Genomic DNA, 23,213 nt, shown 5'->3' with positions numbered 1-23,213 from the left:
ACATCATAATGGTACATTTACTTTTACGCTCGTTCGTTTATTACTACTTACAATTTTAATTGTTCCACCAACTAATTCTACTCTTTCACGCATCGTAGTCATACCTAGTGATTTCTTTTCTTTTATATTCTTTTCCACAAAGCCCTTTCCTTGATCAACTATTTCTAATGATACATTTTTCTCATTCACTGTAAAATAAATCGTCGCTTCTTTTACACCTGCATGCTTACTTACATTGTTCAGTGCTTCTTGGCCTATGCGCCACAAAGCTTCTTCTACTACACGAGGTAAATCACGAACACCCGTAACTTGCTCCCTAATTTTCAGTCCCAAATTTTCACCGTACTGCTTTAGAGCTGGCAATAATCCTTTTTCTAATCCTGCCGGACGAAGCTGCCAAATTAATGTCCTCATTTCTTTCAAAGCTCCTTGCGCAAGTTCACGCATCTCATGCAAAGATTGATCTACCTTTTCATTTTTACCTTTTAAAACTGCCTCGGCGCCTTTTGTCATGAAGGTTAATGAAAATAATTTTTGCGAAACAGAATCATGTAAATCTCTTGCTAACCGATTTCTTTCTTCCATTCGTACAAGTTCACGGCGCTGCTCGTTTAACCTCAAATTCTCTATTATTAACGAAACATGGTTCGATAATGCTTGAATTACATCTATTGTATTAGCATCAAACTCTCCATTATTCAAACTAACACATAAAACACCAAATATATGGTTTTGAATATGTATTGGTGTAGCAATAACAGCTCGATTTAGATGTACATTATGTCCTATTTGATGTTTTATTAGAACTGGTTCATCTTGTTCTAACGCCTTCTTGGCCGCCTCTTTTACATCCTCTTGTAACTCTTCCTGAACGTAAGACGCTCGCAGAGATAATTCTTTTTCCTCCCTAATAAAAAGCGCTACTTGATTCCATTGAAATACTTCACCTACGTGATTTACCACCTTTTCAGGTAGTACATTAAACTTATGAATCATTTTTAAATCTTGAATGAAACGCTCTAATTTCACATAATAATGTGCTCTTCTCTTTTCATTTTCATATAATTTTGTTCGCTTTAAAGCCGTACCAATTTGGAAGGCAACCGATTGGAGTAATACTAATTCTTCTTCTGAAAAATGTGTTTTACCCGGACTTGCAACATTTAACACCCCAAATTTTTCTCCCCCAGCTTTTAAAGGAACCGTAGCATGATGAAGAATGCCCTCCGTATCCCCCCAATTATATTCAATTGCATTATTAATTCTTTTACATTCAATAATATTAACGGCTCTCTCTAATTTTCCATCTACAAAACCTCGTAAACACCAACATTCACCTTCGCACATCGGTCGTTTATTTTTATATGTAAGTGCCTCTGGTAATTGATAATCAATTAACTTCGTATACTTCCCATTTTCATCCGCAAGAAAAATCCATCCTGTCGTTAAACCTGTTACACTTAGCAATTTCTCGAGGACAGCTTGCAATACATGATATGTATCATTTGATGTATTTAATGTTTCTGCAATTTCCTTTAATATAACTAATTCATTCGTACGATTATCTCGAAACATACTCATTCTCCTGCATACAAGATTTTAAATAGCTCTTAAAATAAATCATCTACTTTTCACTTTGTACTTATTCGTAACATTGATATAATGGTGAAAACATAGTTTTCATTATATCACTCGAGGGGGCTTTCATAATGACATTAAATAAAGCACTTACTATCGCTGGTTCTGACACAAGTGGCGGTGCTGGTATACAAGCAGATTTAAAAACATTCCAAGAACTGGGCGTATACGGAATGACATCTCTTACAACAATCGTAACGATGGATCCACATAACGGTTGGGCACATAACGTATTTCCAATCCCAGCTTCTACATTAAAACCACAATTAGAAACAACAATTGAAGGTGTTGGCGTAGACGCTTTAAAAACAGGTATGCTTGGATCAGTAGAAATTATTGAAATGGTTGCAGAAACAATCGAAAAGCACAATTTCAAAAATGTAGTAGTTGACCCTGTTATGGTATGTAAAGGTGCAGATGAAGCATTACACCCTGAAACGAACGATTGCTTACGTGACGTTCTTGTGCCAAAGGCATTAGTTGTAACGCCAAACTTATTTGAAGCTTACCAATTAAGCGGTGTGAAAATTAATTCTCTTGAGGACATGAAAGAAGCAGCGAAGAAAATCCACGCTTTAGGTGCCAAATACGTACTAATTAAAGGCGGAAGCAAACTTGGTACGGAAACTGCAATCGACGTCCTATATGATGGAGAAACATTCGATCTTTTAGAATCAGAAAAAATTGATACTACAAATACACACGGCGCAGGTTGCACATATTCTGCTGCAATTACAGCAGAACTTGCAAAAGGAAAACCTGTGAAAGAAGCAGTAAAAACTGCTAAAGAATTCATCACAGCTGCTATTCGTTACTCATTCAAAATTAACGAATACGTAGGTCCAACTCACCATGGTGCATATCGTAAATTCGTTGTATCAAAAGAACTTGTCTAATATATAAATAAAAACACTCACAAGGTTCATACATTGCCTCTGTGAGTGTTTTTTATAAGCTTTATGTCTTCCGGTCATCTTATCTTTAAGATGCAGAGCTGACCTTATTTCTACCATTTCGTTTCGAGTAGTATAACGCATCATCCGCCGCTTGAATAAATTGCTCTGATGCCCCTTCATACTCTGAAACCCCTACCGAAACTGTAATTTTTATTTTTGTTCCATCTAACAATTCAAATGAATGTTTTTCAACAGCTATACGAGTTTGTTCCCCAACATGAATTCCATAAGCTATTCCTTTCCTTGGTATCAAAAGCGCAAACTCCTCTCCACCCTTTCGAAAAACCAAATCCGGAAATGCTGACATTTCTCGCAAAATATGCCCTACTTGTTTTAACACTTCGTCTCCCGCTGGGTGCCCATACGTATCATTTACATGCTTAAAATGGTCAATATCTATAAGTAGTAAACAAAGTGAATCATTTTTCAAGTGTTTATTACTAATATGACGATTCATCTCTAAATCAAACTGTCTTACGTTTCCTAGACCTGTCAATGCATCTATCGTTGCGTATTGCTTCATCGTTTGAAATAGCTCATTGGATTGTAAAACATAATTTGCACTTATGAATGTTATGTAACCTGTAATAATACTAGAAATTAAATATAATCCCACTATGTGGATCTCTTTAATTAACCATATATATAACGCTGGGATTAGAATAGATAAAATATATGCGTGTAACCATACCCACTTTTCCCCTAAAGAAAGCTTCATACGCGAAATAAAGATACTCCCTATTCCTATCGCGATGATTGTATAAAAGGCCACTTGAGAAGCTAATGAATAATCCATAAACAACAGTCTAGTTACTAAAATCATAATAATTGTTATGGTACTCGCTATCGGCCCTCCAATAATAACAGCTAGAATAACAGCTAAGTAGCGTAAATCCAATAGGATGGTACCAACACGAACACCGAAATACATTAGTAATATACCTAGTATCCCAGTAAAAATGCCTACTACACATTTCTGCCCAAAAGAGAATCCTTCTTTTAACGGCTTATCTCTTAAAAGCTGACCTCCAACAAAAATAAAGGAAAGAATAATTGTTGTATTTACAAATAAGTCCTTTAACATAAAATGATCTCCTTACTTTTCTATCTATCCCTTTCCTTACTTTATTGTATACGAAATCCCTATAATTCCCAAAGTTTTTATTTATTTTTTGCTGTTCCACGTGAAACAGCAAAAAAATAAAAAGGGCGAAAACTCGCCCTTTTTCATTAACAACAGCGTGATATTTTTCCACCCTTTGCGTTAAATCTTGCTTCTTGTGCCTCAGCAAAAAATTGCTTTTGACATAAAACCTCTTCTTCAGGATGATGCTTTTTCATATGCTCCACATATACTTCATAACTTGGTACCCCAACGAGCAAACTAATAAAGCGCTTTCTTTCCCTCCATACTTGCCACAGCTTTTTAAGCATAGTTCCTCGACTCACTTTCATCTCTCGGAATATATGGTGCCTCCTTTAACGGCATTGGCTTATTTCTTAATACTTGTATCCAAATTCGAAGTGCTGAAATTAACACAGCGATTACAACTATCATAAAAATCCCACAAAGCGCTGCATCAATATAATCATTGAAAATAATTTGCTTCATTTGAGCGACATTTTTAGCTGGCGCTAACACTTTTCCCTCATCTAATGCTCTCTGAAATACCTTTGCATGCGATAGAAATCCAATTTTAGGATTTTCATGAAATAGCTTTTGATACCCCGCCGTCATTGTTACAATCAGCAACCCGACAGTTGGAATAAGTGTTACCCAAACGTACGCCTTTTTTCCCATTTTGAACAAAATTGTCGTTCCAAGTAATAATGCAATACCTGCTAGCATTTGATTTGCAATACCGAAAAGTGGCCATAATGTATTAATTCCACCGAGCGGATCTATTACCCCTTGGTATAAGAAATATCCCCACCCTAATACACATAACGTTGTAGCGATTACATTCGCTAATGTAGAATCCGTTTTCCCAAATGGCTTATATACATGCCCTAAAATATCTTGAATCATAAATCGGCCGACACGCGTTCCAGCATCAATCGTTGTTAAAATAAATAGGGCTTCAAAGAGAATCGCAAAATGATACCAAAATGCCATCATGGCCGTTCCACCTATTACTTGTGAGAAAATATATGCCATACCTATCGCTAATGTTGGCGCACCACCTGTACGTGATAAAATCGTTTGCTCTCCAACATTTACAGCAAGATCTTTTAGTTCATTTGGTGTAATAGCAAATCCCCATGAGGAAATAACTTGAGCTGCCTGCGAGACATCTGTACCGATAAGTGCTGCGGGACTATTAATTGCAAAATACGTTCCCGGTGTTAATACACAAGCTGCAATCATCGCCATCGCTGCTACAAACGACTCCATTAACATTGCTCCATAACCGATTGGCTGTGCGTGTCCCTCTTGCTCAATCATCTTCGGCGTCGTACCTGATGAAACAAGAGCATGGAATCCAGACACTGCACCGCAAGCAATAGTAATAAATAAGAATGGGAATAAGTTTCCAGAGAACACAGGACCAGTTCCATCAATAAATTTCGAAACTGCTGGCATTTGTAAATCTGGTGCTACAATTAAGATACCGATTGCTAACCCTACAATTGTTCCGACTTTTAAAAATGTACTTAAATAATCACGTGGTGCTAAAAGCATCCAAACTGGTAATGCAGATGCAATAAATCCATATACAATAAGCATAATAGCAATTGTTTCACCACTAAATGTGAACATACTTGCAAGTGTTGGATTTTCTGCTACATACTGTCCTCCAACAAGAGATAAAATAAGTAGGATAATACCGATTACTGATCCTTCTCCAACACGACCAGGCCTAATATAGCGCATATAAACTCCCATTAAAATAGCGATAGGAATCGTTGCTGCTATCGTAAACATTCCCCAAGGACTTCCGATTAGTGCCTTTACTACGACCAACGCTAATACTGCTAATAAAATAATCATAATTCCTAAAATACCTATCATTGCAATTAGTCCTGTAACAGGTCCAATCTCATCTTTAATCATTTCTCCTAACGATTTACCATTACGTCTCATTGAAGCAAATAAAATAACAAAATCTTGGACAGCCCCCGCAACAACTACCCCAACAATAATCCAAATGGTCCCTGGTAAATACCCCATTTGTGCCGCTAAAATCGGTCCTACTAAAGGTCCCGCTCCAGCAATCGCTGCAAAGTGATGTCCAAACAATACCCACTTATTTGTTGGAACATAGTCTTTCCCATCATTTAATGTATGGGCTGGTGTTTGCCGATTATCATCTAAATTAAAAACCTTTCTCGCTATAAATCTACTATAAAAGCGATAAGCAACTGCATATACACATACGGCAGCTACTAAGAGCCATACAGCATTAATGGTTTCACCTTGTGATAAAGCTATTACCCCAAAAGCACCTGCTCCTACTGCTGTAATAACGCCCCAAAGTAAGATCGATTTCAATGTCTTCACATACAATTCCCCCAATACTATTTCTTAGTGGAGATTGTACTAAATTTTCTGAATATTTAACTTGAATCCTCCCTATCATGAAGGATTTTCAGTTTATCATGTTAAAATACTCTCATTATCTACTATAATTCAATGTTATTTCGAAGGCGTTTTACATAATTACGACTGACTGGAATCGGTTGCTCATCATACCTATCTAAATACAAATTATACGTGCCATTATAATAAGGTTTCAGTTCTTTTACATATGACATATTAATTAAATAGCTTTTATGTACACGTAAAAAATCATATGCATTTAGCTTATTTTCTAATTCCTGAAGTGTATATGTTGAAATATACTGATTATTCGTTGTGTAAATTGAAACAGTTTTATTTTCTTTATTTTTACTTACATATACGATATCTTCTGGAAGAATATATCGTATGCCCTCTTGACTTTCTATCGGTAGTTTTCGCAAATAACTCTTTGCTTTCTCACCTTGTTCTTTACCTATTTTATATAAAAGAAATTGTAAATCTTCTTCACGAAATGGTCGCAATAAATAATAAAATGCTTGGAAACGAAAAGCTGTAATAGATTCTTCTATGTTTTCACCTACAAAAATAAATTTTGTATAGCAATTTATTTCTCGTAATAAACTTGCATATTCAAAACCAGTACCATCTAGTAATTTGGAACTTAAAAAAACAAAATCTGGCATATGTTTTTTCATCATAAATAAAGATTCTGTTCCTGTCTTTGCTTCAAAACATTCTACATTTCTCATATTTTCAGTGAAATTTTCAGCTAACTCTCTTCTCTCTTCTGCCTCTTCCATAATCAGTAAAATTTTCATTTCTTCAACCACCTAATTCTTTGTCCATATGTCCTGTTGTATACATTCGCTTTTATAAGAAATAATCCCTTTTTCTTACTATACCATTATTTATCTAAAAAAACAGAAAAAAGGAAACCACTTCGGTTTCCTCTCCCCCTTTATCCCGTACTAACTGCCTATAAAGAGCCAAGTAGTGTAGGATGATAAACGATCCAGGATACGTTTAAATTTTCACTTTATACTAATTCTCGTTGCTTCGTTTCCTGTCCAAGTATTATTACAGCGAATACACCAATTAAAATTGATCCACAGAAAATCGTAAATATTAATGATAGTGAAGCTTCTGAGGCAACTAAATATCCCACTAATAGTGGCCCAAGGATACCACCGATACGACCAAATGCTGCTGCCATTCCTGCACCTGTACCACGAATAACCGTTGGATACTGCTCAGGTGTATAGGCGTATAATGCTCCCCAAGCACCTAAGTTAAAGAAGGATAGTAGCATACCTGCCACAATTAATACTGTTAATGAATCCGCAACTCCAAACAAATAAGCACTGCAAGCTGTCCCAATTAAATACGTAACCAAAACAAATTTACGACCGAGACGTTCAATAAACCAAGCAGCGGTGAAATATCCTGGAAGTTGAGCTAATGTCATAATAAGTACGTATTGGAAACTTTTTATTAAACTAAATCCTTTTAGCACCATTACACTCGGTAACCAAAGGAACATTCCATAATAGGAAAAGACAACACAAAACCATAGAATCCATAGCATAATTGTTGCTTTACGATATTCCCCAGACCAAACTGATTTTATATTTTCAATAACAGATGGCCTTTTTTCAACTTTTTGGAACCTTGGGGAATCCGGTAAATTCCATCTTAAATATAAAGCATATAGTGCTGGAATTGCACTCAATACCATCGCAACTTCCCAACCATATTTAGGAATAACAAAATACGAGATAAGAGCTGCAATTAGCCATCCACCTGCCCAAAAACTTTCTAATAACACAACAATTTTCCCACGCTCATGCGCTTCAACACTCTCTGATACTAGTGTAGAGGCAACTGGAAGCTCTCCGCCAAGCCCCATACCAATTAAAAAGCGTAAAACGAGAAACATTGCAAGTGTTGTTGTTAATGCAGTTAAACCACTACCGATAGAAAATAACAATAATGTAATAATAAAGACTGATTTCCGCCCTATTTTATCTGATAGTATCCCAAAAATAAGCGCTCCTACTGCCATACCGATTGAGTTAATACTGCCTATCCAGCCCATTTCTTGCGTACTTAATCCCCAATCCTTTTGCAAGGCTACCATTACAAATGAAAGCATTCCAACATCCATTGCATCAAATAGCCATCCAAGCCCAGCTATACCAAGTAGTTTGCGCTTCGAAATTTCTTTTACCTTGCCCACTAGAAGTCCTCCTCACACAGGTGTCTTTACACATCATTTTACATGTGTGAATTGTATAAGTAAAATACTTTTGTGTAAAAAATTCTCCTTCATCATTCCCAAAAAGTAAAACGTCTATCCCGATTGGTGAGAGCTAATAATCAGTGGGGATGCCTCACTGATTAAAGTTTCAATTTATTAAAAATGAACAAATAAAAAAAGCAGCGATATTTCGCTACTTTTTCGAACGCATTACTTCTTTTAAAAATTCCGCTAATACTAACTGACGACGCCAGCGTGTTGGATTACTGCATAATCTATAAAACCACTCTAAATGAATCGTTTGAATCCATTTTGGTGCACGTTTTACCTCTCCAGCCCATACGTCTAAACTTCCACCCACTCCAACAGCCATTTTCGTTTCTAAACGATGCTTATTGTTTTGGATAAAGTTCTCTTGTCTCGGGAAACCAAGTGCAACAAGTAATAAATCTGGTTTTGCTTCTTGAATGCGAGAAATAATATTCTCTTCGTCTTCTTGTTTAAAATAACCATCTTGTATACCGGCGATGGATACAGCTGAATATGTCTTTGTTAAATGATCTGCTGCAGCTTGTACAACATGCGGCTTTGCACCTAATAAGAAAACAGATACCGGCTTACTATCTTCTGATAACTTCGCAAGTAAATTACACATTAAATCAAAACCTGCTACCCGTTCTTTTAAAGGTGTACCAAGCATCCCGCTTGCCTTTACAACCCCAATACCATCAGGTGTAATTAAATCTGTATTCAATAATGTTTGATAGAACTTTTCATCCTTTTTTGCGCACATAACAATTTCAGGGTTTGCTGTTACTACCTGAAACGTATGAGTTCGCTCCGCTTCTAGTTGTTCTTTTAAATATTGGACCGTTTCATCCATTGTCATTGTAGAAAAAGGAACGCCTAGAATATCAACTGTTTGTACTGCCATAGTTAACTATCCTCTCTATCATTACAAGTTTTTCGCTATTAATTGCTTATATGTTTCCTTTGTATCTTCATATAGTTTTTGAAGTGAGAAGTTCATAGTAGCATGCTCATAAATATGTTTACCCATTGCTGCTAACTCTCCAGTTTTCCACTTATCATACGCTTCTTCTAAAGCTAATGCTAATGCCTTTCCATCACCTGTTGGCACAATCCACCCGTAAGTTTCATCTACGATTAATGGTTCAATTTCTCCAGCCCTAGTCACAATTGATGGTACGCGTTGATTTGCCGCTTCTAATAAAACTAGTGGGAACCCTTCACTATGGGAAGTTAATAAATTTACATGTGACGACGCAAATAATTGTTTTACATCTTGACGATGTCCTAAAAACTCTACTTTATCGTTAATCCCTTTTTCAGTAGCTAATGACTTTAGATTTTCTTCTAATGGGCCATCGCCAACTAATAATACTTTAATTTTCTCTAATTTTGTTTGTTGTAACGCATCGAATAAAACTTCATGTCCTTTGACAGGATGTAATCGTGCTACTTGGATTGCCGTAAATACATCTTCATCAATATTGAACATTTCTTTTTTATTATAGCCTTCTGCTTTTTCCTGATCGTATTCAATTCCATTATAAATAACATGCATCTTTTCATTTGAAATACCTAATGCTGCCAGGCTTTTTTTCAATCTATTTGTTACAACGAAAAATAAGTCTATATTTTTTAAGGCTTTCAAATTTAATTTCGTAAAAATCCAACCTTTTAAGCCCTGTTTAGTAAAGTCTTGAAATGGATCACTATGAATAGTCGTTACCCATTTTGCCTTTATTCTCTTTTTCATTAAAGAAACATAGAAATTAGCCCTAGGGCCATGTGTATGAACTACATCAAATTTTTCTTTATTAATAAATTCACTTATATTCTTTAAAATGGATAAATCATAGCGCGATTTTTGTGAAAACACATGGACTTTTATCCCTAACTCCCTTGCTTCCTTCGCAACAATTCCATCTTCAAATACTGCTAATTCTACTTCACCAGTTGGAAACTGATCGAGAAGTGAAATAATATGTGTTTTCCCTCCCCCATCTTCTGCTCCTGCATTCATATGCAATATTCTCATATTTTTTCCTCCTTTAAATCCTCGCTACGTTTCCATCTATTTTTATTTTACTGTACTAAAAAATAAAAGCTAACAAAAGTTAGCTTTTATTTTTATCATTCAATTTCTAGGTCTACTATTAGATAAGCTAACACCACTACAAAGTAAATCCCAACTCCTGGTGCTGTTAAAATATGTCCTGCAATATAAGCAATACCTAACGCTAACAATAAGCTTGCTGAAATCATTCCATATTTTATATTAAATATGTCCTTAAATCTCGTAGCAAATGCTAGTAGAATTCTTAGCCCGTAATAAATAAATGGAATCATTAGTAATACAAAGCCAATAATCCCGAAATCATAAAACCAATCATGGAAGTCCATTTCAATTAGTTTTGGATCTGGCTGCTTTTGTTCATTGTATTTAAAGTTACCTGCATAACCCATTCCTAATAACTTTTGTGACATTGGCGCTTCTTTAAAGAACTGCTTATGTCTTTCTTCATATACTTGACGTCCACTGAAAATAAGATTTTCTTGATTTTCTTTCTTTTGCTCTTTCTCAAGCTCTTTCTTAACTTCCTCTTCTATCTTCGCCTTTTCTTCTGGCTTTTCAACTTTATGGTGATTTTCTTCTTTTTCTTTAAGTTCTTGCTCTTTTTTCAGCTTCTCTTTAATTTCTTTTTCTTTTTGACCTTGCTGTGCCACATTTTGCTCTGATAAATAATTATTGTGAATACCCATATTTTGTGCTAATGGCGTTTGTTTAAACGTTCCAACTACACCAGCTAATAGGACAATAGCAATTACTGCATTAAGCGCAAGGGATTTTTTGTTCGGATTTTTTCTATTAAATAATAATTGTAGTACAATGATTCCGATTGCTGCCGCTAACGTAGCACCAATTGAGCCCATTCCTACTTTTGTACCAACTTGAATTAGCGAATAAATCATTAAAAGTGATGGAATCCAATATAAAATGTGTTTCCAGCTCTTTGTTTTTTGAATAGAATATAGTACCACAATAGGGAAAATAATAGCTAAGATTGAACCTAGTTCATTCCCTGCATAGAACCAACCTCGAGAACCAACCTTCATCCATTCATAACTACCAAAGTCAGTAGATGTTGAAATAGAAATAACCATAATTGCGTTAATGATTAATGTAGAATATACAATACTATTTCGAACCTTATCACTAATATTAACTGTCTTTTTCAATGATTTTAAAGCTAAAATGTATGATCCCAGCATAATATATATATATAATGCTTTCGCAACGAATTTAACCTCTTCACCAAGTACAATAGGATTTTTAACTAGTTTGTTATTAATAAATCCTATCCCTAAAACTCCGGCTAATAATATAAGATAAATTAAAAACTTTCTATTTTCCTTCTCTTTTGCCTGAATTAAAATGTAAATACCACCAACAGCCATAATAAGGAATCTTACTAAAATTCCAACGGTAGCATTTGACTTTAATAAAGTGATGCTAAGAGACGTTAATAAATCTAAAACAGGCTGTAAAATAATAAAAAAGAGCAAAAAACGCTCAAATCTAACCCTAGCTTGATTTGCTAACATTCCAAGACCTCCATACAAAATCTTAACATTATCTTTTAATCATAATTTTTATCTTCAAAACACACCTAGCAATTATAACATAACTCATATTTAAATTGAGAACTTATTTTTATACCGAAACTAACCAAATCCAGCGTAAGTAGTACTAGAAAACATTATCCTTTAGCTATCCTTCCCTATCTCTATAAAAACTATCTAACACTCTTCCACTTATTATCGGCATTATAGTAACATTTATTAATTTGTTTATAAAAATATAGATTTAACAATTACACACAAACACCCACTCGGCTATCCTACAACTAAAGATTAACCTTGCTTCGTTTTCTCCTAAACATTTTCAAACGCTTTCTTTATGAATTTTATCCGTTTTTCTACATGTAACGAAAAGTAATTGTTATTTCCAATACTTTAGTGTATATTTTTTCTCTGGAACATCTTTAAGAGGAAGGGATTAAGGCCATGTTATTAATCGATATATTTACGTTTCTTGGCATTATCGCCGCTGCCATTTCTGGTACATTAGTTGGTTTAAAAAAAGATTTAGATTTATTTGGTGTCCTTTGTTTAGCTGTAGCTACTGCGCTCGGTGGCGGTATTATTCGTGATATCATGATTGGTAACCTGCCCCCTGTCGCATTTGTAAAACCCATTTACTTTTTCGTAAGTGTATTATCAGCATTATTTACTTGTATGTTTTTTGAGCGCATCAATAAACTTCAAATCGTTATTATGCTTTCTGATGCTGTTGGCTTAGGCGTTTTTACAGCTATTGGTGCAAATGCGGCAATGTCACATCATGTTGACGCCTCATTTCTAGTTGTTTCAATGGGAGTCATTACAGGTATTGGAGGCGGTATTTTGCGTGACATTTGTGCTCAAGATATCCCTTACGTATTCCGAAAAGAGATTTACGCAATCGCTTCTATCTTAGGAGCAATTAGCTTCCTAATTACACACGCTATGGGGGCACACGTATTAGCTTTCTATGTTTGTTTACTAGTAACATTCGTTATTCGTGTCGTCACTGTAATATATAATGTGCATTTCCCTGTTTTCTTTAAAACACATGCTAAAATTAATAAAGGCCATTAAGAGAATTCTATCTAGAATTCTCTTAATTTATATACTATTCAACAAACTAATATAGAGTAATTATATATAAGCATATATAATTACTCTATATTAGTTTTAAAATTGAAAACGTTTTATATACAGGGGGGAAGAATGATGCTTGGGGTTTTCAAAAAAAATATTAATAAAAAAGATGCCAGTATAATCGAATTAAGTAAGGACCAACAAATAACTTTTAATGTACCTACTAATTCTGAATTGAAAATTCAAATGGATATGCTACATATTTCAAAAGAAGATTTACAAGTTGTAAAAGTACTACAGCCTTTTATTTATGCAGAAATTGATTGGATTACTGAAAAATTCTATGCCAACATTACAAAACAACCTAATTTAATTACTATTATTGAACGTTACAGCTCTATTCCAAAACTAAAACAAACTTTAAAAACACATATTAAAGAATTATTCAGCGGCAATATGCATGAAGATTTTATTGAACAGCGTGTTAGGATTGCCAAAAGGCATGTACAAATTGGTTTACATCGAAAATGGTATACTGCTGCTTATCAAGAATTATTTCGCTCTATCATGAAGATTTTGCAAACAAAAATAACGACAATCGATGATTTTTCCTATTCTATAAATGTTATAAACAAATTATTCACTCTTGAACAAGAACTTGTTCTTGCAGCTTATGAATCTGAATATGAAAGAATGCAAAAAGAGCATGAGAAAGAAAAAGAACTAACTGCTATGACAATTACGCATATCGCAACAGAACTAGCTGCTGTATCTGAAAAAACAAGCTCTTCTATTCAAAAACTAACCACCAAATCTGAAACTATTGTAGAGATTGCTAAAACAGGTACATCATTAGCTACAACATCTGAAGAAAAAGCGAATAAAGGGAAAGAACAATTAAACCAGCAAAACAAACGAATGGGATCTATTCAAATGAATATGGAAACGATTATTACAGATACTCATGAACTTCTCAATATTTCTAACAAAATTAATGAAATCATAGATATTGTTAAATCGATTGCGGAGCAAACCAATTTACTCGCACTAAATGCAGCTATCGAATCTGCACGTGCTGGAGAATTTGGGAAGGGGTTTTCTGTTGTTGCTGGTGAAATCCGAAAATTATCAGAGCAAACGAAAGAATCTATATTTAACGTTACAAAGCTCGTCGAAAAAACAAATGAACAAATTACCCGTGTCTCGTCTTCCGTGAAACAAATTAGCTCTCTCGTATCGGAAGGAACGGATAGTATGTCGGCAACAGATCGATACTTCCAAGAAATCGTAAAAGATATGTCTAACTCAAAAGAACAGAATAAGAAAATTGAACACGAACTACAAGCTATTTCACAAGTAATGAAAGGAATTCAAGATGATTCCTCACAAATGGCTCTAACAGCCGATAATTTGCAACTAGAACTAAATCGATAAGATAAAGTGAAACTTTAATCAGCCCTCACCAATCGGACTTTTACGGGGGGCCTACCGCTTGGAAAATAACGGGATAAAATTCAGGTCAGTCATACTTTTCATCTGCACTGACTACTAAATTTCACCTTCCATCAAAAAAAGAATCCAGAATGGATTCTTTTTATTTTCTGAAAAATATTTTTTGACAATACACATAACTCATATAAACACCAAAGCTCTGCAAAATAAACAATGCCGGCATAATTACATTGTAATATGCCATATCTACTTGGAAGAGCTTTAGCAATACGTAGCCACTAATTAAAAATAAGAACAACATATATCCCTCATTTTGTTGTTTCTTAATAAGGAAGTGTAATAGAGCTATAGTCATAAACAATGTTACGGCTATATAAATCAGTTTTTCACATTTGAAAAGAATAGAATTTATCCCCTCATCTGAAAACTGATTTATCATCGGTTCTAAAAGTTTAAATCTTTCTCCCTCAATCTCTTTTAACTTTTGATCAATATGCTCTGTTACACTTTGATTTTTCGATATTTTTTCCTCATGTTTCGTTTTTCCAATTAAGACAGATTGAACATATGTCTCATTCGCAATCGTATATTGTGACAGTCCCATTGTCTTAATTCCATAATTCACACCAAAATGAGCGCTATAAAATAGAATAAGTATCCCTATCATCTTTAGTAACACTTTTTGTTTCGTTGCTGATTGAAATACTTCAATTAATAATACATATACCGTGATAAAAATAGGAAGAAATAATCCCATTGGGAAAATCATATTACTAAATGCAAATAAAATCGCTGAAAACACCCACATATAAGGATGATCTAATCCTTTATATAAAAGTATGTAACAAGCAAAATAAAATAAAAATATTGCAAGTGACTCAGGAGTTAATACGGGACTCATGAATATATTTGGAATATACAGAGCATAAAATATAGAAGCAATACGCCCGCATTCTTCTCCAAAAACCATTGCCGCAATACGATAAATAAAAAATGCGGTTCCTGCGCAAAATAACACATTAAATAGTTGTAAAGCGAATAATGTATCACCAAATATACGAATAATTACTGACTCATATATAATAAAAGGCAAATGAGCGACAGTCCCTATATTATTACCAATTGCAATCTGCTTTGCAGACTCATACATCACTTTCAGATCACCAATTATTGGAGCATCTACAAATAACAACATACTAAGCCTCACAACTATAGATATACTTATAAGAAAAATAAGGAATTGTTTATCTGTAAAACGATATTGTAGAATTGATGCCACTAACAAAATGAGTATGACGAAAATTGCCAATATGATTGTTACACTTGTTGTACTTCCTCCAAAGAATTGCTTACTTGTCTCAAATGCTACCCAACAACTATAAACGAAAAATGCGAGCATCGCACCAATCGTAATTTTATTGAAGAAAGATGAAAAATTTGTTTGTATATGATTCATATGTCCATTGCACCTCTATTTCCATTCATAACAAAACGATTCTATCATGAATGGGTACACGGCTGATAGAGAATTTCTATGACAAATACATAGTCATTACTTTTTACTTGCAATGTAAGCGAATCCTCTTTTACACTACATTTTAGATAAAATAAATTTTCTTTCAGTTACATGAATACAAATACAGAAGTTTAAATAATCCTCTTTTGGAATACACTTTACTTCATTAAATATCTAATATGAGTACTAAGCTTACACATATTATTCTGATTGAAAACAGACTATAGGGGCTGAATATATGGAAAAGAAATTCATGCGAGAATCTAAAGCAATTAAGACAACACGTGTTTTTCCTAACGATTTAAATAATCACCAAACACTTTTCGGAGGGAAATTATTAGCAGAAATTGATAGTATTGCTTCAATTGCGGCTGCAAGACATAGTCGTAAACATTGCGTAACAGCATCTATTGATTCAGTTGATTTTTTAACTCCAATTCACCAAGCTGATTCTGTTTGTTATGAAGCATTTGTATGTTATACAGGTAAATCTTCAATGGAAGTTTTCGTAAAAGTAATCGCAGAAAATTTATTAGCAGGCGAGCGTAGAATTGCTGCTACTTGCTTCATTACATTTGTGGCTATAAAAGACGGAAAACCTTCGTCCGTACCACAAGTACTACCTGAAACTCAGGAAGAACATTGGTTACACACAACCGGTTTAGAACGCGCGGAAAACCGAAAAAAGGGACGTTTAAAAAGTAAAGAGATGGCTGAAGTTTTAACTTTAAGTAAACCTTGGAATATTTAACATAATCTTCTCATCATACATGCACAGGTCCTTCCTTGCATGTATTTTTTATTATAAAAAATACTATCGCTTGCTTCATCAATGTGGAATGGATAGCGCTTCATTAAAAGATATATAAGTAATGGTATTGGATATAAAGCAACTTGTAGGCGTAAGTACAATGCTAAAAAGTAGAAAATGTTTCGTTTTATGAGTATCAGCTAATTTTAAACTCCAATATAATAATCCCAATGAAAAGAATAGAAGCTGTCCTTCTGTTAAATTTAAATTTTCCAAAACAATCTCTGGAGGATACACAGCTAATAAGAAAGTACCTATTAATCCTGCAGCGGGATTCAATAAATAAGTACCAATCTTATAAGTTAGTAAAATAATAAGTACCCCTAATAGGATAATAATTAATTTAGCTACAAAAAGGCCTTTATTGCCATTTACAAAAAAAGTAAAATAAAGTAACTAAAAACACTGGAAAACCTGGCATAATATGAATAGGTGGTTTATCCAGCTCATGATATATCAACATTCCTGTTTCCAATAAAATAGTTGCCGTTTTTTGATGACCTATATCATCGCTAGCTAGAGTCCAATCTGCACCATGTGTTTGTAAAGTTGCAAAACGAAGCGCAAATCGCCTTAACATTTCATACTTTCCCTTAAAATACATAATTTCCAAATTGTATTTCTATATTTTTACAAAAAAATATATTCTATAATAAATACTTTTATACAAAGTACAATAATAGAAAGTTGATTTACAAAGTTTATATGCGTTAAACTGATACAGATGTTCTTGTAATCTTCTTCCTTTCAAAAGGCTTGTATATATGGTGCAAGACATAAAAAATTTGAGGAGATAAAAATTCTATGATGGAACAAAAACAACTTGTTTCTGTTGTCATACCTCTGTATAACACAGAAAAATATATTGAAGAAACAATGCAGTCAATACTGGATCAAACATATAAAAACATTGAAATTGTAATTGTAGATGATGGAAGTAAAGATCAATCACCTTCTATCGTAAAAAATCTTGCAGAAAAATATCCGAGGCAAGTAAAATACGTTCACCAAAAAAACCAAGGCGTTTCAGTAGCTCGTAATACAGGGATTGAAAATGCTAGCGGGGAATACGTCGCTTTCCTTGATAGTGATGACTTATGGCATCCAACTAAAATTGAGAAACAAATCGAGAGTATGAATAAAAACAACATGGATGCGTGCTATTGTGGTTATATGAATTTCTACGAAGAAACAGGCGAAAAGGTTGAGCATACAACAAACTTTATTAAAGGTGATATGGCAAAAGCATTCTTAACACACCAAGTTGTTGCTCAAACAAGTACTTGGATTTTCAAACGCTCTATCGCAATGAATCATAATATCCGTTTTACACCAGGATGTAGCTGGGGAGAAGACTTGGAGTTTTTATTTAAACTAATGAGTGTGACAAATGTATGCTATGTCGATGAATATTTAACATATTATAGAATCTTATCCGAAGGAAATCTTTCTTCTAAATATAAAGATTACGAATTAAAAACAACTAAAGAACTAGAAGTATTCAATCGTATGAAAGACTGGGTACATAATAAATCTCAAGACTTCATTACGAAAGACCCTCAGTCACTTATTGAGATTCTTGAGACTTATTTATTCCCTTATACGGTTATCAATAATGCTTGTATATACATTAAGGAAAACTCTCAATTAAATAATACCCAAGTCCAATTAATCAAAAAAGATATAAAGAAATATTGCCGTAAAATCTATTCAAAAAACGGAAAGCGTAGTAAAAAACTATATGCAATGCTTTGGTTTGTGCGAATTAAATTTCTGTTTTCTTAAACTGAAAATATAGTACTCATCTCTCTTTCCGTAAACAAATCAAATTTACAAATAGGACAAACGAAAAAGGTCCTAAAGAATAGAAAGGTTTTTTCTCATGAAAACAAATAAGATTCTTAAAAATGCCTCCTACCTATTTGTAGGAAATATTACTGTTCGATTTGTACTTGCTATCGCGACGATTCTCTTCGCAAGATACGTTTCTCCTGGTGAGTATGGGATGTTTACAACTGCATTAGCAGTTTCCGCTGTTATTTGTTATTTCACAGATGCAGGTTTGACACATACGTTTATGCGTGAAGGAACGAGAAAGGATGCAAATATTAGCGTACTAATCAGTAGTTATTTACGCATTCGTTTCGTATTAGCTGTCGTAATTTCTGTACTCTTCGCTATTTTTGCTCAGTTCTTCTATACTGATGCCTACTTACGCGCCATGGTATATTGGGTTGTACTACCAACAATGTTTGGAGCAACTTTACAAGGCGTTGGAATGGCTTATTTCCAAGTAACAGAACGTATGCAATTTACAGCGATTATTTCTGTACTACAAGGTATAACAGCCGCAGCTGCGCTTCTACTAGGAATGTCGTTGAAATGGTCACTTATGACGGTCGCTGCTATGTATGGGATATCTAGTCTTGTAACAGGAGTCATCGCCTTCATAATGGTACTCCGCCATACGACAGTTCATAAGGGCTGGGACAAAGGGATTTTAGATCAACTGCTGATTTTCACAATCAATGGCATTATTATTATGCTTTTACCGCAGTTAGGCCCTATTATATTAGAAAAAGTTTCGACGTATGAGCAAGTTGGATTCTTTGGAGCTGCATCGAAAATACCTGCAGTCCTTTATCAAATACCTGGTGTAATTGCAGCAGCCTTCTATCCAAAATTATTTACTTTTGGAAATGAAAAGAATATTGATGAACATAGAAAACTATCTCAGTTTGAATTAAAACTAATGTCTTTCTTAGGGATGGGAATCTCCATTCCATTTATCGCTGATCCAAGTTTTTGGATTGTTACTTTATTAGGCGAAGAGTATGCGCCAGCTGGTGATGCTCTTGCCATTTTAGCCTTTATGGTCATTTTACAATCTATTAACTATCCACTTGCTGATAATTTAACGACCATTGGTCAACAATGGAAACGTGCAACAACAATGGGAATCGGACTAGCTACTGCCATTATAAGTTACATCGTCTTAGGTAGTCAGTTCGGAATGATGGGAGCCGCTATTGCCGCTATCCTTACCGAGATTACGTTATTGATCGGATTCACTCTATTTGTTCGTAAAGGCTTCTCGTTACTATTTAAAGGGATTATATTCAATACCTTAGCCTTTATATTAAGCTATATTCTATACCGTACAATATTAATTACCTTACCGCCACTAGTTGCTTTAACAATTACTGGTATATTATACGGGATTATCGGTCTTGCAATCGATCCACAAATACGAGGATTGATTTTAGGATTTATAAATAAAAAGCTGGCTCGAAAATAAATAAAAATAAAAACTTCAAATTAAATTTGAAGTTTTTATTTTTATCTTCTTCACTTAGAAAACGGGCTTTTTTCAATCTATATCTTAAATTGACTTGCCTTTCTGGAATGATTATACTTGGAAACGAACAGCACTAGATGTAAAACACCTATTATTAAGGTAATTCATAGTTAATTCTTCATGTAAATATTAACTACAAACACCCTAAATTTACTATAAATTACACAAATAAACACTTTATTAATACTATTAAAAATCGCCGATTCATACATAGTTTTTCTTCATCCTAAAAAGATAACTAGAGATGAAGAATGTGGCAATTGCATTTAAGGAGGCTTATTTATTTAATGACTTCAGAAGTAAATAAAAGAACATTTTTCACTAAAAGCACACTTATTATTATTCCATTATTAATAATATGTGCATTTGCTTTTCATTACTTTTTCCTAAAATCAGACAGTGTATTTTCTAGTACGGGAGATGCATTATCACAATTCAGTTTCTTTACATTCCTTTTACAACACGCATTTAAAGATGGAAATTTATTTTGGTCTTGGGATTATGGCTTAGGTGGAGATTTATTCGGAGAATTTAGTTATTACTATAGTACAGCACCATTTTTCTGGCTTACGCTTCTACTTCCTAAACTAAATTTTGATCAAATCTTTGAGCTGAAACTATATATGAGTGTTTTAAAAAGTACATTAGCTATGTTATTCATGTATGGTTCTTTACGTTATCACAATAAAACTATTTTTTCTTCTTTCATTTCTGCCATTATATATGGAGGATGTATAACTTTCATTCGCCATTCTTTATTATGGGATTTCATGGCAGATGCTATAGTGTTTTTACCTTTAGTAATATGGGGATTAGATAAATATATTTTAGAGCGAAAAAAAGGATTATTCCTGTTTGCAACAGCACTTATGCTTGCATCAAATTTCTATTTCGCTTTCATTACTAGTATTTTTATCTATATTTATGCCTTTTTCCAATATTTCGCTACACAGCAGAACAAAACAATTAAAACATTTATAATTTATTATATTAGAATTGCTTTTCTATATGCTTTATCACTAGGTTTATCTGCTGTTTGCTTTATACCATCTGTAAATGGTGTATTTAGTTCCGATCGACTCGCTACAAAATTTACTATACCGTTATTTTTTGAAGATACGTTTTATAAAAACTTAATGGAAAGTATCTTTTTCATTAATAATACAGAGGAGTATCAGCTTGCATTCCCTGTTTTCATCCTCTTCCTTATTACTAGCGCGCTTCTAATACGCAATAAACTTGTCACAAATAAATTACTCTTTACTGGGTTTATGTTAGTGCTATATATGCTTCCATATACGTATTCCGTATTTAATGGCTTTTCTGCCATGCAACACAGATGGTTTTACTTATTTGCATTTGTGGTTGCGCAAACTGTTGCCTACATTTTAGATTGGATGCTACTCCACAAAAAGAAGGTCAATTATTTAATAGGTCCTTTACTAGCAACAGCATTATTTATTTACGCATTCTATAGAAAAGTAAATATAAACGCACAGCCACTACAAACGATTGATAACATTTTAATTTGCATTACTGTATTATCTATTATTACCATATTACTATGGCGCTATTTATCAAAAGTAGCCTTACAATGTTTCATTGTATTAAATGTACTCGTCAATGTAATATTTATTAATTACTTCTATTCAGATTTTGCTCTTAGTAAACACTTTAATCAAGCAGGCGTGACAAAAGAATCATTACACGGGCCAGGTCTTGATAATAAGGATGAAATTGACGCAATTCGTTATATACAAAATCAAGATAAAGATTTTTATCGAATTATCAATCCAAACAATAATTATAAAAATACGCCGATGTTGCAAGGTTATCATGGTACAAGTACTTATCAAAGCTTAGTCAATTATCATATTCATGACTTTATGAAGAATAAGTACAATGTTTTCCAAGGATATGATAGCCCATCTATGTTCTTCCAGTTAGATAAACGATTATTCCTTGAGAACATGCTAGGGGTAAAATATTATGTACTAAGTGAAGGTGCTAATAAAACCGAAATTCCTTATGGCTATACGCATTTACAACAAGTAGGTCCTTACAACATTTATAAAAATGAATTTGCACTACCATTAGGCTATGTATACGAAGCTGGAATAAGTGATGAAGACTTTTCAAAACTTAATTTTGCCGAGAAAGATCAACTTTTATTAGATGCTGTAGTTGTAAATGATGTTGAAAGTCTCCCACTAAAACAATTTAATACAAAACAGCTAGATTCAAAACAAATTAAGATTAATCCAAATAAAATGAAGTGGGAAAATATAGAGAAAGAGAAAGATATACTCACTGTTCATGAAAATGGGCGTATAATAGTACCTATTGATAATAACGATATGTTAGGTGATCTTCTTGTTGAAATTAAAATTAGAAATATAAACAAGGAATCATTTGGGGTTACCGTGAATGACAAATCTATGATAAAAGGTAATGAGGATGGAGCTTATGCTTATCCGTTAGAAAGATTTGTTTACAACTTAGGAAAAGATGCGAAGCCAACCGAGCTAATCATTTCTATTCCTACTCCTGGTCAATATGAGTTGAAAGACTTACAAATCAACAGTACTAACTATCAGACTGTCCCGACAAAAGTAAATACTTTAAAAGAAAATAGCCTACAAAACATTTACTATGAAGGTAACTCCTTAAAAGGTGATATTAATTCCACTAAAGATGGATTACTATATTTATCGGTACCATATAGTAAAGGATGGTCAATAAAAGTTGACGGTAAAGAAACGGAATTTACGAAGGCTAATTCCGCCTTTATTGGCGTTCCTATTTCCAAAGGGCAACATGTAGTTGAAATGAAATACGTCACACCTTATTTCAAAATGGGTCTCGTTATTTCTACCATTTCATTTATCATTTGCATCTCGCTTCTAGTTCTTGGAGATACGAAACGATATTCAAAATTAAAAAATCGTTTTAAAAAAAGTTATTAAGATGA

The 23,213-nt window shown here is 33.7% G+C and carries 17 protein-coding genes and 2 pseudogenes; 8 read left to right on the top strand and 11 right to left on the bottom strand.

The genetic code is table 11. The features are described 5' to 3' along the window. Nucleotides 1-3: 3 nt before the first annotated feature. Nucleotides 4-1,575, bottom strand: a complete 1,572-nt coding sequence (locus M1D66_RS00405; protein WP_025687491.1) for a GAF domain-containing sensor histidine kinase — start codon at nt 1,573-1,575, stop codon at nt 4-6. 134 nt (nt 1,576-1,709) lie between these two features. On the opposite strand from M1D66_RS00405, the gene pdxK reads away from it, so the two are divergent. Then, a complete protein-coding gene (gene pdxK, locus M1D66_RS00400) occupies nt 1,710-2,534 on the top strand; it encodes a pyridoxine/pyridoxal/pyridoxamine kinase (protein ID WP_000174252.1) in 825 nt (274 codons plus the stop codon). A gap of 85 nt (nt 2,535-2,619) precedes the next feature. On the opposite strand, the gene M1D66_RS00395 is transcribed toward pdxK, so the two are convergent. The 8 genes from M1D66_RS00395 to M1D66_RS00360 all read right to left on the bottom strand — a co-directional run bounded on the left by M1D66_RS00395 (nt 2,620) and on the right by M1D66_RS00360 (nt 12,007). Beyond that, nucleotides 2,620-3,678 carry a GGDEF domain-containing protein gene (locus M1D66_RS00395; RefSeq protein ID WP_000910190.1) on the bottom strand — a complete coding sequence of 353 codons (1,059 nt, stop codon included), beginning with the start codon at nt 3,676-3,678 and terminating at the stop codon, nt 2,620-2,622. A gap of 146 nt (nt 3,679-3,824) precedes the next feature. Beyond that, nucleotides 3,825-4,028 carry a YbdD/YjiX family protein gene (locus M1D66_RS00390; protein WP_000914505.1) on the bottom strand — a complete coding sequence of 68 codons (204 nt, stop codon included), beginning with the start codon at nt 4,026-4,028 and terminating at the stop codon, nt 3,825-3,827. Beyond that, entirely contained in the window at nt 4,021-6,096 is a 2,076-nt protein-coding gene (gene cstA, locus M1D66_RS00385; RefSeq protein ID WP_000854314.1) for a carbon starvation protein CstA, read from the bottom strand. The genes M1D66_RS00390 and cstA overlap by 8 nt, the downstream gene beginning before the upstream one ends. Nucleotides 6,097-6,218: 122 nt before the next feature. Next, nucleotides 6,219-6,935, bottom strand: a complete 717-nt coding sequence (locus M1D66_RS00380) for a LytR/AlgR family response regulator transcription factor (protein ID WP_153595482.1) — start codon at nt 6,933-6,935, stop codon at nt 6,219-6,221. Nucleotides 6,936-7,153: 218 nt separating this feature from the next. After that, entirely contained in the window at nt 7,154-8,353 is a 1,200-nt protein-coding gene (locus M1D66_RS00375) for an MFS transporter (protein WP_000521075.1), read from the bottom strand. Nucleotides 8,354-8,567: 214 nt separating this feature from the next. After that, nucleotides 8,568-9,308, bottom strand: a complete 741-nt coding sequence (locus M1D66_RS00370) for a WecB/TagA/CpsF family glycosyltransferase (RefSeq protein WP_000290749.1) — start codon at nt 9,306-9,308, stop codon at nt 8,568-8,570. Between the two features lie 21 nt (nt 9,309-9,329). Beyond that, nucleotides 9,330-10,439 (bottom strand): glycosyltransferase family 4 protein, encoded by a 1,110-nt coding sequence (locus M1D66_RS00365; protein ID WP_086385623.1) that lies wholly within the window; start codon nt 10,437-10,439, stop codon nt 9,330-9,332. Nucleotides 10,440-10,534: 95 nt separating this feature from the next. After that, entirely contained in the window at nt 10,535-12,007 is a 1,473-nt protein-coding gene (locus tag M1D66_RS00360; RefSeq protein WP_000880765.1) for an O-antigen ligase family protein, read from the bottom strand. Between the two features lie 462 nt (nt 12,008-12,469). Between M1D66_RS00360 and M1D66_RS00355 the strand changes: the two genes are divergently transcribed. From M1D66_RS00355 to M1D66_RS00345, 3 genes and pseudogenes are all read left to right on the top strand, one after another. Further along, nucleotides 12,470-13,102, top strand: a complete 633-nt coding sequence (locus tag M1D66_RS00355; protein ID WP_000924367.1) for a trimeric intracellular cation channel family protein — start codon at nt 12,470-12,472, stop codon at nt 13,100-13,102. A gap of 132 nt (nt 13,103-13,234) precedes the next feature. Further along, a pseudogene (locus tag M1D66_RS00350) lies at nt 13,235-13,735 on the top strand (protoglobin family protein); the annotation flags it as partial. Between the two features lie 63 nt (nt 13,736-13,798). Further along, entirely contained in the window at nt 13,799-14,539 is a 741-nt protein-coding gene (locus tag M1D66_RS00345) for a methyl-accepting chemotaxis protein (protein WP_370695591.1), read from the top strand. A gap of 160 nt (nt 14,540-14,699) precedes the next feature. Here M1D66_RS00345 and M1D66_RS00340 read toward each other — a convergent pair whose 3' ends face one another. Beyond that, nucleotides 14,700-16,013 carry an ArnT family glycosyltransferase gene (locus M1D66_RS00340; RefSeq protein WP_001015648.1) on the bottom strand — a complete coding sequence of 438 codons (1,314 nt, stop codon included), beginning with the start codon at nt 16,011-16,013 and terminating at the stop codon, nt 14,700-14,702. Nucleotides 16,014-16,311: 298 nt separating this feature from the next. Here M1D66_RS00340 and M1D66_RS00335 point away from each other — a divergent pair, with 298 nt between their 5' ends. Beyond that, nucleotides 16,312-16,824: an acyl-CoA thioesterase gene (locus M1D66_RS00335; protein WP_000412126.1), complete on the top strand. Its 513-nt coding sequence runs from the start codon at nt 16,312-16,314 to the stop codon at nt 16,822-16,824. 61 nt (nt 16,825-16,885) lie between these two features. Here M1D66_RS00335 and M1D66_RS00330 read toward each other — a convergent pair. Then, nucleotides 16,886-17,488 (bottom strand): annotated as a pseudogene (locus tag M1D66_RS00330) (glycosyltransferase family 39 protein); the annotation flags it as partial. 200 nt (nt 17,489-17,688) lie between these two features. Here M1D66_RS00330 and M1D66_RS00325 point away from each other — a divergent pair. The 3 genes from M1D66_RS00325 (at nt 17,689) to M1D66_RS00315 (ending at nt 23,208) form a co-directional block, all read left to right on the top strand. Then, on the top strand, nt 17,689-18,669 hold the full coding sequence (locus M1D66_RS00325; RefSeq protein WP_000970534.1) for a glycosyltransferase family 2 protein: 981 nt from the start codon (nt 17,689-17,691) through the stop codon (nt 18,667-18,669). Nucleotides 18,670-18,766: 97 nt separating this feature from the next. Continuing rightward, entirely contained in the window at nt 18,767-20,182 is a 1,416-nt protein-coding gene (locus M1D66_RS00320; protein ID WP_000856146.1) for an oligosaccharide flippase family protein, read from the top strand. A gap of 347 nt (nt 20,183-20,529) precedes the next feature. Continuing rightward, nucleotides 20,530-23,208: a YfhO family protein gene (locus M1D66_RS00315; protein WP_086385624.1), complete on the top strand. Its 2,679-nt coding sequence runs from the start codon at nt 20,530-20,532 to the stop codon at nt 23,206-23,208. Nucleotides 23,209-23,213 lie beyond the last annotated feature (5 nt).

This window comes from Bacillus sp. PK6-16 (assembly GCF_056530295.1).
Note: the sequence above shows the minus strand (reverse complement) of the source record. Positions and strands in the feature narration are given on the sequence as shown.

What these genes read in the sequence shown, in the direction of transcription:
- M1D66_RS00405 (WP_025687491.1), bottom strand. Translation starts at nt 1,575, where the DNA reads ATGTTTCGAGATAATCGTACGAATGAATTAGTTATATTAAAGGAAATT.
- pdxK (WP_000174252.1), top strand. Translation starts at nt 1,710, where the DNA reads ATGACATTAAATAAAGCACTTACTATCGCTGGTTCTGACACAAGTGGC.
- M1D66_RS00395 (WP_000910190.1), bottom strand. Translation starts at nt 3,678, where the DNA reads ATGTTAAAGGACTTATTTGTAAATACAACAATTATTCTTTCCTTTATT.
- M1D66_RS00390 (WP_000914505.1), bottom strand. Translation starts at nt 4,028, where the DNA reads ATGCTTAAAAAGCTGTGGCAAGTATGGAGGGAAAGAAAGCGCTTTATT.
- M1D66_RS00380 (WP_153595482.1), bottom strand. Translation starts at nt 6,935, where the DNA reads ATGAAAATTTTACTGATTATGGAAGAGGCAGAAGAGAGAAGAGAGTTA.
- M1D66_RS00370 (WP_000290749.1), bottom strand. Translation starts at nt 9,308, where the DNA reads ATGGCAGTACAAACAGTTGATATTCTAGGCGTTCCTTTTTCTACAATG.
- M1D66_RS00365 (WP_086385623.1), bottom strand. Translation starts at nt 10,439, where the DNA reads ATGAGAATATTGCATATGAATGCAGGAGCAGAAGATGGGGGAGGGAAA.
- M1D66_RS00360 (WP_000880765.1), bottom strand. Translation starts at nt 12,007, where the DNA reads ATGTTAGCAAATCAAGCTAGGGTTAGATTTGAGCGTTTTTTGCTCTTT.
- M1D66_RS00355 (WP_000924367.1), top strand. Translation starts at nt 12,470, where the DNA reads ATGTTATTAATCGATATATTTACGTTTCTTGGCATTATCGCCGCTGCC.
- M1D66_RS00345 (WP_370695591.1), top strand. Translation starts at nt 13,799, where the DNA reads ATGCAAAAAGAGCATGAGAAAGAAAAAGAACTAACTGCTATGACAATT.
- M1D66_RS00340 (WP_001015648.1), bottom strand. Translation starts at nt 16,013, where the DNA reads ATGAATCATATACAAACAAATTTTTCATCTTTCTTCAATAAAATTACG.
- M1D66_RS00335 (WP_000412126.1), top strand. Translation starts at nt 16,312, where the DNA reads ATGGAAAAGAAATTCATGCGAGAATCTAAAGCAATTAAGACAACACGT.
- M1D66_RS00325 (WP_000970534.1), top strand. Translation starts at nt 17,689, where the DNA reads ATGATGGAACAAAAACAACTTGTTTCTGTTGTCATACCTCTGTATAAC.
- M1D66_RS00320 (WP_000856146.1), top strand. Translation starts at nt 18,767, where the DNA reads ATGAAAACAAATAAGATTCTTAAAAATGCCTCCTACCTATTTGTAGGA.
- M1D66_RS00315 (WP_086385624.1), top strand. Translation starts at nt 20,530, where the DNA reads ATGACTTCAGAAGTAAATAAAAGAACATTTTTCACTAAAAGCACACTT.